The sequence below is a fragment of the Planomonospora algeriensis genome (assembly GCF_977012225.1).
Genome location: NZ_CDRNDK010000314.1, coordinates 1 through 7,792, shown reverse-complemented (window position 1 = coordinate 7,792; position 7,792 = coordinate 1). Strand labels below are relative to the sequence as shown.

Sequence of the window (7,792 nt, the reverse complement as noted above, 5' to 3'; positions counted from 1 at the left end):
CGCGGTCGACGGGACGGCCACGGCCGGTCCGGGTGCCGCCGCCCCGTCGGCCGGGGGACCGGCGGCGGGCCGGAGCCGGGTCATCACCACGCCGGGCGGGAACCTGATCGCCCGGTGCGAGGGAGGTCTCGCCGTGCTGCGGGCGTGGAGTCCCGCGCAGGGCTTCCAGGTGGACGACGTGGAGCGCGGTCCGGCCGCCCGGGCGCGTGTCGAGTTCGAGTCGGACGAGGCCGACGTCAAGGTCGAGGTGCGCTGCGGCGCCGACGGCCTGCCGGTCCACCGCGTCCACGACTGACGGAGACGACGCGGACGATCGGCGGCGTGGCGCGGTGGGCGCTTCCGGCGGGACCCGGCGGGGCCCGGCGGGGCCCGGCGCGCCACCTGACCGCCTCAGGTCCCAGGCTCCGGTCTCGGATTCCCGGCCCGGAGCGGTCAGCGATCGTAGTTGATCTTTATTCTGACGACCCTGCCGCTTCGGACCGAGACGAAGAGGTCGTACCGCCACGGAGCCTTCACCAGCTCCACCCGCCAGTTCCAGATGCCCTGGTCCCACACGTGCCTGACCCTGGTGACGCGGGCACCGGGCACTTTCCTCCTGGCGATCTGCGCGGCCTGCCGCGAGGTGACGCCCGCCGCGGTGAGCGAGGAGGCCCCGGCCGCGGTGCGCCCGGGACCGGCGGCGGCACCGGCGGTCCCGGTGATCGTGGCGCCCGGACCGCTCGTGGCGTCCGCGGTGCCCGTCGCGGAGGCGCCGCCCCCGCAGGAGAGGAGGGTCGCGGTCCCGGCGGCGGTGAGGGCGATCCTGGCGAACATGCTGCGCTGTCTCATGGATCATGCCTTCCCGGACGACGGTGCGGGAGCGCCGGGCCTTCGTTAAAAACTTCGGCGGAGCCGCCGGACCTCCGTCGCCGCCCGCTCCTGCGGTGGGCCCGTCCAGGGACGACCCGTCGGCGCGCGGCACCGCCTCGCCGGTACGGTCTCGTCGGCGTATCTTCGGCGGCGCCGCCTCGTGGACCGGCGAGTCGTCCCCACGCGGGCCCGATCCCGCCCGCCGAAGGCCCGGCGGGCGGGGCCGCGATCACCCGGTGCGACGATGGCCTGGTAGGCACCGGGTGAGATCCCGGTCATCTCACATGCAGCCGGCCCTCTCGTCGTCGATCTCGGGGGCCTCGTCGGTCACGGAGACGGAGAGCTCCGCGGTGGAGGCGACCAGGCTGCCCGCGGGGGACTCGGCCAGCTTTTCGTCCACCACGATGCCGCGCTCGCCCAGCAGTTCGTAGGTCTCCGGATGGAAGATGAGGTCCTCGCGGACGCCGTCCGGCCCGACCCGGCCCACGGCGATGCCCTTGCGGCCCGCGGCGTCCTCGGCGTCGCCGACGGCGTCCACCCCGGGGATCGTCGCCGCCGCCTCGAACAGCGCGGCCCGCTGCGCGGCGGGCACGTAGTTCTCGCGCAGCAGGTCGCCCACCCGCGTCCAGGCGGCCTCGTCCCTGGAGTTGCCGCCCCGGTCCCCGGTGTAGAGGTGGGCGCGCATCCCCTCGGCGTCGGCCGGCAGCCGCTTGACCGCCGCGTGGTCGGTGCGCAGGTGGTCGGGGACCGGATCGCAGACCGGGAGCCGGTGCAGGTCGACGGTGCCGACCTCGTCGTAGGCGCTCTCCGGGATCGGCCAGCCGGGATAGGCCCTCGGCTCCAGGTGCTCGATCCGGAGCGAGCCCTCCCTGGTCCCGTCGGTGGACTGCCAGATCACCCGCTTCGTCCGGTAGAGGTACCGGGAGTCCTCGCTGAAGGCGCCGTACATGGTCTCCGACTCGACCTTGACGAACTGGTCGTCACGCGGTTCCAGATCGGTCCGGGCGGCGGCGCGCGCGGCCCTGCCCAGCACCTCGCTCGCCGACATGGGAGCGAGCCGCGGCAGCGCCACCACGACCTCCTGCACCGGGCCGCGCTCCGGGCCCGTACGGCCGGCCAGCACGGTGGCGGCGATGCCCACCGCCACCGCCAGCGCTCCGGCCGGCAGCGCCACCCAGGGCCTGCGCCACAGGGAGCGCACGGGTGTGCGTGCGGCGGACGCCGCGGCCAGCCCCCGCCGGGCCGCGGCCTTCGCCTCCGGGTCGTACGGCGCCGCGTCCGGCCGGATGCGGGCCACCAGCTGGATCTCGTCCTCGTTCATGCGTGCGGCTCCAGGGAGTCCAGGAAACGGCGGATCTTGGTCCGGGTCCGGGAGAGCCGTGAGCGCACGGTCCCGACCGGGATGCCGAGGGCTTCAGCGGCCTCCTCGTAGGTCAGCTCGGCCCAGGCGACCAGCAGCAGCAGATCGCGTTCGGCGGAGCTCAGCCGGGCCAGCGCGGCGGCCAGGGCGGGCCGGAGCCGGTCGGCGGTCACGCGTTCCGCGCTGCGCTCCTCGAAACCGGCCGCCTGCTCCGGGGCGTGCCGGAAGGAGCGGGCGAGCGCCTTGAGCCTGCGGGTCTCGGCCCTGCGGTGGCCGGAGATCAGGTTCGAGGCGATGCCGTACAGCCAGGGCCGGGCGTCGGCTCTGGACAGGTCGTACCGGGCGCGTTTGCGGAAGGCGACCAGGAACGTCTCCGCGGTCACGTCATCGGCCATGGAGGCGTCGTCCAGCCGCCGGGCGGCGTACCGGTGGATCTCGTCGGCGTGCCGGTCGAAGAGCCCGGCGAACCCGTCGGGATCGGCCAACGAACCTTCGATCAGCGCCGCGTCGGAGGCGGTCCCGCCGGGCTCGCCGGATCCGGGGGCGGCGGAGGGCGGGACGGGTGCTCCGGCCCGCTGGAAGAGCGCCAGCGCCATCACCCGTTTCGTCCAGTCATGTGAAAGGGGTCCTTTCCCGGGGCGCGTCCGCGCCCTCACCCCCTACTCCGCCACTGGACGCTATCCGGTTCCCAAAGCACCCTTGGGATCCGCAGAACGGGAGCAATATGATCCGCTGCGGGTAAAGCAGGCACGAAGGAAGTGCCGATGGGTGCGGGGAAGGGCCCCGGGCAGCCCGATCCCGTCTGGGCCGATCCCGTCCGGTCCGGCCCTGTCTAGTCGGATCCCTGCCGGTCCGGCCCGTCCGGCTCCCGCTCGCGCAGGTCGGTCTCGGCGGTGAGGTCCTCCTTGGCGGCCTCGGCCTGGCGGCGGATCCGCTCCAGGACGGCGGGTCGCAGGTGCTTGGCCTCGAAGGTGCGGACCATCCGGTCGAGCGTGCCGGAGGCCCGTTCCAGGTCACCCTTCTTCGCCTGGGCGGAGGCGAGGCGGCGCATCACCATGTTGAGGGTGATGTTGTCGACGCCGCCGTCGCCCGCCGAGGCCTCCGCCACCGCGGACAGCTGCCGGATGCTCTCCTCGGTGTCCGGCGGGCGGATCGTCAGCCGGCGGCTGCGTGCCGCGAGGTCCTTGAAGTCCCGCTCGGCGTTGACGCCCCGCACCATGCGCGCGTACACCGCCAGGGGATGCCCGCCGTACCGGGTGATGACCTCGCACAGGGCGTCGTTGCCGGCGGAGAGGGCCGGGGAGTCGGAGCCGAGCAGGGACAGCAGCGTGCCGGCCTGCTCGCCCAGCATCAGCTCGGCGACCTCCTGGTCGGCCCGGGCGACGGGGTGGCGGACCCGGACGGACAGCACCGGGGAGACGATCCGCGACCCGTCCGCGGCGAGGTACTGCGCCCGGAGGCGGTACTCGCCGGGCTCGGAGAAGTAGTGCCCGTCGGCGCCGTGCCCGATGTAGGCGCTGCGGTAGATCGCCGGGTCGTCCGCGTCGAGCCGCACCTCGGCGGCGTCGTCCACGCAGTGGCGCATCACCGGCCGGTAGAGCACGGTCCGGCCGGAGGGCCGGGTGATCGCGATGTGCGTGAAGTCGGTGGCCGGGTGGAGGTGGCCGTGCGTGGTACGGCCGCGCAGGTCGGTGGTGCGGAGCTTGAGCTCCACGACCACCGGCTCGCCGAACTCGAAGGCATCCTTGGCGCGCAGCTCCAGAGCCAGTCCCGAGCGGTCCTCGACCGGCTCGTCGAAGAGCTCCGGGGCGATCTCGGCGGCGCCCCGCCCGAAGGGGTTCGCCCCCATGATCACATCGCGGTGGTGGCCGTGCCGGAGGTGGACCAGCTCGTCGTCGGTGAACTGGAAGGGGAAGGCGGCCCAGTAGGCGGCCTCGCCGCCGGCCCCGGACAAGGGCCGGTAGTGCTGGACGTAGTTCATCCAGCTCAGGTCGGCGAAGCCGTTGTTGGGGCCGAGCGGCCGGGGCGGGTCGGCCAGGTGCTTCTGCCAGGAGTGCAGCAGGTTGAAGGCGTGGCCGAGCTCGTGCACGTAGGTGCGGAGCTGGGCGCGCAGCGCCTGCGGGGTCGAGCCCTTGACGGCGTCGTGGAAGACCGCGGCGCCCTGGCGCTGGCAGGCGCCCGCGTAGTCGAACATGATCCCCCGGTAGCCGCCGGTGTGCGCGCCGGCCAGGAGCATCCACACCCTCCACTGCGGCGCGTCGGCGTGCAGGCTGAAGTGCCGCACCATCGCGTTGTGCAGCTCGGCGTCGTCCCAGACCAGGTCGGTCCCGGCGGCGCCGGTCGCGATGACGTCCGCGGCGGCCGACAGCTGCAGCTCGATGCCGGCCTCCGCGTAGGCCCGCGCGATCGTCAGCTCGCGCGGCGGACCGGCCGCGGGACCGGGCAGCGAGGCGGTGTCGTAGGAGGTGAACGGCACCGTGCCGGCCACCGAGTCCTGCTCCAGCAGCACGCTGCGGAAGTACGGCGAGACGAAGGGGCACAGGTAGGCGGCGCCGGGCCTGCCGCCGGGCGTGGAGAAGCGCACGGTCGCCTCGCCCGGCGGCTCGGGGGCCGGGCGGAGCGGGATGCTCACCCGCACCTGCGAGGCCGCCGCGGCGAAGGTGAAGGCGCCCGTGCCGGTGATCGTCACCTGGCCGCCGGAGACGTCGACGGCGGGGGAGTCCACGATGAAGGAGCCGGTGTAGGAGACCGTTTCCCCGGCGGTGGTGAAGAAGTCACCGCTGACCCGGTGCTGCGGGCGGACGCCGTCGACGTCCACGCGCAGCTCCAGCAGGTGGCCCGGGCCCCCGCTCCGGTAGCGCCCCCGCGTCAGCGGCGCCTCCTGCCCGGCGGCCGCGGTCTCCTGTCCGGCCGTCCCGGGGCCCGGTCCGGTGGTCCAGGACTCCCGTCTGGCGGTCCCGGTCTCCGGCGTGGGGGCCTCCCGGCTCAGGTGCTGCTCCGGCACGGCCGTGCCGGGGGAGGGAGCGGGGGCGGTGGGGTCGGTTGGAGCGGACATGGGGTGTCTCCGTTCGCTCGGCGCGCGGCGGGCGGGGCGCCGCCGGGGACCGCCGGATCCCCGGCTCTGCGGCTTCCGGTTCCCCGGGTGGCGTGCCGCCGGGATCCGCGGCGCGGGCCCCGGCGACGCGTCCTACACGGACCCTTCCTCCCGCCCCGGCATCCGTCAACGCGGACCCGCCGGCGGGCGGTCCTACAGGGAACCGCCGAGCTCGGCGCCGAAGTCGCCCGCGATCCGCCGCATGCCCTCGGCGAGCTCCTCCCGGTCGAGCGTCTCGATGCGCTCGGCCGGACCGGAGACCGATATCGCGGCCACCGTCCGGGAGCCGTCGTGCACCCCTACGGCCAGGCAGTGCACGCCCAGCTCCTCCTCGCCCAGGTCCATCGCGTACCCCCGGGCGCGGACCCGCTCCAGTTCGGCGAGCATGCCGGGCAGGTCGGTGATGGTGTTGGCGGTGCGCCGGGGCATGCCGGTCCGCTCGACGAGCGCGGCCACCTCACCGGTCGGCCGGTCGGCCAGCAGCACCTTGCCCACCGCCGTGCTGTGCGGCAGCACCCGCCTGCCCACCTCGGCGAACATCCGCAGCCGCCGGGGGGAGGGCACCTGCGCGACGTAGACGATGAAGTCGCCCTCCAGCACCGCCAGGTTCGCGGTCTCGCCGGACAGCGCGACCATCTTCTCCAGGTACGGCTGCGCCCACGCGCCCACCATGCGCTCGGCCACCCCGCCGAGCCGTACCAGCGTCCCGCCCAGCGCGTAGCGCCGGTCGGACTCCTGGCGCACGTACCCCCGGGCCAGCAGCGTGCGCAGCAGCCGGTGGATGGTCCCGTACGGCAGGCCCGTCGCGGCGGACAGCTCGGAGATCCCGGCCTCGCCGCCCTTGGCGGCGAGCGCCTCCAGCAGGTCCAGCGCCCGGTCGACGGACTGCACCGTGCCCATGGCGCCGCCCGTCCCGGTCTCGCGGCCGGCGCCGCGCCCACTGGTCCGCCCGCTCACGTCTTCTCCTCCACGGGTCGTGCGCCCGTCGGCTCGCCCGCTCACCCGATCTCCCGCAGGGCGCGCAGGGAGGCGTCCAGGACCTGGGCGGTGTGGGCCACCGGGACCGGGGTCGCGCCGGAGCGGCGGATCGCCGCGGTGATCTGCATGGTGCAGCCGGGGTTGGCCGAGACCAGCAGGTCGGCCCCGGTGGCGAGCACGTGCCCGGCCTTGCGGTCGCCGAGCGCGCGGGCGGCCTCCGGCTGGAGGAGGTTGTAGGTCCCGGCGGAGCCGCAGCAGATCGACGACTCGGCGATCTCCCGCAGTTCCAGGCCGGGGATCGCGGCCAGCAGCTCGCGCGGCTGGGACCGTACGCCCTGGGCGTGGGCCAGGTGGCAGGCGTCGTGGTAGGCCACCGTCAGCGGGAGCGGGTGCCTGGTGGCGACCGGCCCCAGCTCGACGAGGTACTCGGCCAGGTCCGCGACCCTGATCGCGGCGGCCCGGGCGGCCCACTCGCCGTCGAGGAGGTCGGCGTACTCCTTCATCGTCGAGCCGCACCCGGCCGCGTTGACCACGACCGTGTCCACGCCCGCCCGCTCGAAGGCGGCGATCGTCCGCCGGGCGAACCGCGCGGCCTGACCGGGGCGGCCGGAGTGCAGTGACAGGGCGCCGCAGCAGCCCTGGGCGGGCGGGATCACCACCTCGCAGCCCTCCATCGCCAGCACCCGGGCCGTGGCCGCGTTGACCTGGGGAAAGAACTCCCCCTGCACGCATCCGGTGAGCAGGCCGACCGTGGCCCGGCGCCCGCCGACCGCCCGGACCCCGGCGCGGCACGCCGCCGGTGCCGTACCGGGTCGGGGGCGAGGTCGGCCATCGCGGCCAGGGATGGGCTGACCCGCTCCAGCGCCGGCGCGATCCTGCGCCGCAGACCGGCGCCCAGCCGCAGCGGCAGCCGCATCGCCCGCAGCCGCCGGGGATAGGGGAACAACCGGAGGACCAGCTCGCGCACCGCCCGGTCGGCGGGCGCGCGGACGTGCTCGCGCTCCACCACCGCCCGGGTCTGCTCGATCAGCCTGTCGTAGCGCACCCCGGACGGACAGGCCGTCACGCAGGCCATGCAGCCCAGGCAGGCGTCGAAGTGCCCGGCCATCTCCCCGGTCACCGGGGTGCCCGCCACGTGCTGGCCCATCAGGTGGATCCGGCCGCGGGGGGAGTCCATCTCCTCGCCCCACAGGACGTAGGTGGGACAGGCCGGCAGGCAGAACCCGCAGTGCACGCAGTCGCCGATCAGCCCGGGGTCGATGCCGGGCTCGATGCGGGGCTCGATGCGGGGGTCGATCTCGGGGTCCACGTCAGAGGCCTTCCGCCAGTCGGCCGGGGGACATCCTCCGGCCGGGGTCGAACCGTTCCTTGACCCGCCGCATCAGCGGGAGCGCCCCGACCGGACCCCAGGGGTCCACCCGCCGGGCGAGCTCCGGCGGCGCGGCGAGCACGGTCAGCCTGCCGCCGAGCGGGCGGACGTCGTCGCGCACCCCGGACACGAAGGCCGCGAA

General features: G+C 75.0%; 5 protein-coding genes and 3 pseudogenes. 1 reads left to right on the top strand and 7 read right to left on the bottom strand.

The window, feature by feature from the left end; all coding sequences use genetic code 11:
* Positions 1-295, top strand: a pseudogene (locus ACWJ6R_RS25770) (hypothetical protein); the annotation flags it as partial.
* 137 nt (positions 296-432) lie between these two features.
* Here the strand turns inward: ACWJ6R_RS25770 and ACWJ6R_RS25765 are convergent.
* From ACWJ6R_RS25765 to ACWJ6R_RS25735, 7 genes and pseudogenes are all read right to left on the bottom strand, one after another.
* Positions 433-828: a PepSY domain-containing protein gene (locus ACWJ6R_RS25765; protein WP_449064708.1), complete on the bottom strand. Its 396-nt coding sequence runs from the start codon at positions 826-828 to the stop codon at positions 433-435.
* A gap of 301 nt (positions 829-1,129) precedes the next feature.
* The gene (locus tag ACWJ6R_RS25760) at positions 1,130-2,170 is read right to left on the bottom strand and encodes a CU044_5270 family protein (protein WP_449064707.1); all 1,041 of its coding nucleotides are present in this window, start codon (positions 2,168-2,170) and stop codon (positions 1,130-1,132) included.
* Positions 2,167-2,805 (bottom strand): RNA polymerase sigma factor, encoded by a 639-nt coding sequence (locus ACWJ6R_RS25755; protein WP_449064706.1) that lies wholly within the window; start codon positions 2,803-2,805, stop codon positions 2,167-2,169. The genes ACWJ6R_RS25760 and ACWJ6R_RS25755 overlap by 4 nt, the downstream gene beginning before the upstream one ends.
* Positions 2,806-3,041: 236 nt before the next feature.
* The gene (locus ACWJ6R_RS25750) at positions 3,042-5,264 is read right to left on the bottom strand and encodes a hypothetical protein (protein ID WP_449064705.1); all 2,223 of its coding nucleotides are present in this window, start codon (positions 5,262-5,264) and stop codon (positions 3,042-3,044) included.
* A 192-nt stretch (positions 5,265-5,456) separates the two neighbouring features.
* Positions 5,457-6,260 (bottom strand): IclR family transcriptional regulator, encoded by an 804-nt coding sequence (locus tag ACWJ6R_RS25745; protein WP_449064704.1) that lies wholly within the window; start codon positions 6,258-6,260, stop codon positions 5,457-5,459.
* A 41-nt stretch (positions 6,261-6,301) separates the two neighbouring features.
* Positions 6,302-7,542: pseudogene (locus ACWJ6R_RS25740) on the bottom strand ((Fe-S)-binding protein).
* Positions 7,543-7,591: 49 nt separating this feature from the next.
* A pseudogene (locus tag ACWJ6R_RS25735) lies at positions 7,592-7,792 on the bottom strand (FAD-binding oxidoreductase); the annotation flags it as partial.